The following is a 3,396-nucleotide window of genomic DNA, read 5'->3' on the forward strand; positions in this document are numbered from 1 at the left end:
ACTAGAATCTGGTGGTGCGGTGACTGGTGTTTCTAGGGGTAAGCCGGTGGCGGTGTCAATGCCTCCTATGGCTACTAAATTGCCTTCTGATGGGTCGATTTCTCCGTTTTTGTTGGTGTCGAATGTCTCGAAGGGGATGTTGAGATTAAACTCACCGTTGCTGTTAGTGGTGGTGGATGGTTCGTTGGTGTCGAGGACGCCGTTTTTGTTGGCGTCTAGGAAGAGGGTTGCACCGGAGATATAACCGTCTATGAGCTTGCCATTTCCCCTGTCCACTACGTGGATTGTCTGGCTAGCACTCGCACCATAAGGGTCTGTTGCTGTTAACTTGGCGTAGAAGTCTTGCCAGTTGCTTGGGGGAGTTCCGGTGAACTGGATGCTGTTTGTGGCAGAGTTAAACGACAGTCCAAGCCAACTGCTGTTCGGATTGCTCTCTAATGAGCTGCCGTCTTTATCATCCAGGGTTAGTGTGTAGGTGAGTAGGTCGCCATCCGGGTCTGTGTAGACGTTAGGAACTTCGACATTGAGAGCAGTGTACCGACCGCCTAAGTTAATCTGCTGTTCGGGAGGACGGTTGCCGACTGTAAAACTGCCTTCTGTGGCAAACGGCGAACCTGCCCAAGCATTATCGATCGCCTGTACGCTCCAATAATATGTCCCTGGAGACAAATCTTTGAGTTGCCACTGAGTGTTTTGGTTGGCATTACCCAGTCCTACTACTTGCCGAGTTCCGTCATTGAGAGACATGGGGGCGAGAATATCCTTGCCACCGGGAGTAGTGCCAACTCGCAGGTTGTAGCTTAAGCCATCTGCAGGAGTTTGATCGTCAGTTGCTTTGTTCCAGTTGAAGGTAACTTTTCGGCCAGAAGGCTCAGCCGAAAGCCCTGTGGGTGCAGTGGGAGGAGTGTTCGCGATCGCAGTATTACTGCGGTACACTTGATTTCCCAACAAAATATCCAATTTGCCGTCACTGTCGTAGTCTCCCCAAGATCCAAAACTGGCACCAGTCAGTCCAGCGCTGATATCTTCGCTAAAGCCGCTGCCAGTGTTGCGGTAAACTTTGCTGTAGAACTTGTTCTCTAATTCGCTGTTGAGCAAGATATCGAATTTGCCGTCGTTGTCGTAGTCTCCCCAAGCTGCAAAACTACCACCGGGCAAGGCTGCAGTCATGTCTTCGCTAAAGCCATTGCCTGTGTTCCGGTAAACTTTAGTGATGTTGCCAGAATCTGAATTACCCGCGAGCAAGATATCCAAATCGCCATCATTGTCATAGTCTCCCCAAGCAGCCGAACCATTAGACACACCGGGCAAAGCGAAAGCTTCGGCTTCGCTAAACCCGCTGTCAGTATTGCGAAACACCTTGGCTATTTTGCCTGAAACGCTATCGCCCGTTAGCACGATATCGAGTTTGCCGTCCTTGTTATAGTCTCCCCATGCTGCTGAACCGTTGAGAACACCGGGGAGTTGGGCAGTAATATCTGCCGTCAAAACAATATCGCTCTTGCCAGTATTGCGGTACACTAAGCTTGCGTTTTCCAGGGTGCTATACGTACCGTCTGCATTTTCATTCGTGACACTTTGTGTGGTGGCATTCAGGAGATCTACTTTGCCATCGTTGTTGTAGTCTCCCCATGCTTGCGAACCATTAGCAGGATTTCCCTGTGTCCAGCTGAATACATTCTCCTCGCTGCCAGTGTTGCCGTAGATTTTAAGATAGCGTGGTATGTCGGTCGTTGGAAAATCCGGCTTTTGCTTTGTTTGTAAGGCAAAATTTAGCTTGCCGTCGTTGTTGTAGTCTCCCCAAGATGCTGCAGAGGCTAACTCCAAACTTGGGTCGCCGCTTTCAGCGGTAAAGGTACTGCCTGTGTTCCGGTACAGCCGAGTGCCCGTGAAGTCAAAAGAGCTAACGAAGCTGCTAAGTGGCTCAGGGCGACCCGACGCGATAAAATCCAGTTTCCCATCACCGCTGTAGTCTCCCCAAGCGCTAATCGCTCCGCCCTCGAAATAATTCGAGATTTCCGTATTGATTTTGTTGAAAGTGTAACTGCGTTCGAGGTTAGTCACACTGACATCTTCAGGATCGAAACCTGAGTACCCGGGAGTTGGAAAAGGGTTGCCACTGTCAGCAGATTCGTTGCTTATAGCCTGTCCGAGGATTATTTTGTAGGGACGATCGCCATCAGATTGATTATCGTTAATACCCTTGATTGTTACAGTCTGAGCTATATCCCAATTATCAGGAGTAAACTTCAGCGTCGATACAGAAACAGTTCCTTCTGCCGTGTTGTCACTGCTGACTGGGATGACAACATCAGCAATAGGTTGCTGAGTCAACACAACACTGAAATTAGCAGTGTCGCCTGCTTCTGTTGTAATCAACCCGTTTGTTGGCCCAACGACAATCTGAGGATATTGATTGTAGGGATAGTCGTCCGAAACTAACATATTGGTGAGACTGACATCAGAGGCATCTAGACCTAAGTATTTGCTGTCAGTGCTGATGGCAGGGGCGGTAACGATCGTGTAAGGTCGGTTAGCCATAGCAGAGAAAGTACCACGCTCTCCTTTTACCGTTACCTCCTGGGGAATATTCCAGTTGTCAGGTGTAAAGGTAACTCTTGGAGTGGAGAGACTACCCTCTGCAGGATTTTGAGGAGAAACATTCAAACCGATCAAAACTTCGCGCGTCGGCGGGCTATTAAGTGTGAGGGTAAATTTGGCTTTGCCACCTGTTTTAGTGGTGATTAATCCGTTGGTGGGGGAGACCGTGATGCCTGGGTTAGCAGCAGTCTCAGAATCCAAATCTGAAAAACTGTTACCAGATTGGGGTTGATCGTTAGATAGCGGTATGGTGTTACCCCTGTTAACAACAGTCGCATCCGGTGCATTGAGGCCGTTGTAGTTACTATCGGCACTGACAGCAGGGGCAGTCACAATCTGATAAGTCTTATCAAAGTCAAATACTCGATCGTCCACACCCGTTATCGTAATCGGCTGCCACTGATTCCAATTAACAGAATTGAAGGTAATTGATTCCGTCGAAATTACTCCCTCTGCCTCATTGCTGCTACGCAAACCAATCGTTACATCCGCAGTTGGTTGGCGGTTGAGTCTGATGGTGAATTGGTCTGTGCCACCTGCTTCTGTAGTTACTAATCCCGATGCCGGACTAATAACAATGCCAGGGCTTCCAAGTATTGGTTCTGCTACAGTGCCACCACCGCCGCTCGGTTCTGCTACAGTGCCACCACCGCCGCTCGGTTCTGCTACAGTGCCACCACCGCCGCTCGGTTCTGCTACAGTGCCACCACCGCCGCTCGGTTCTGCTACAGTGCCACCACCGCCGCTCGGTTCTGCTACAGTGCCACCACCGCCGCTCGGTTCTGCTACAGTGCC

1 protein-coding gene is annotated in these 3,396 nt (G+C 49.9%); it reads right to left on the reverse strand.

Annotated elements, in window-relative coordinates; all coding sequences use genetic code 11:
• Window positions 1–3,396: FG-GAP-like repeat-containing protein (locus QUA45_RS28295; protein ID WP_333223216.1), on the reverse strand; the 3,396-nt coding region annotated here is incomplete at both ends.

Source organism: Microcoleus sp. Pol12A5, from assembly GCF_036701435.1.
In the GTDB taxonomy this organism is placed as follows: Bacteria; Cyanobacteriota; Cyanobacteriia; order Cyanobacteriales; family Microcoleaceae; genus Microcoleus.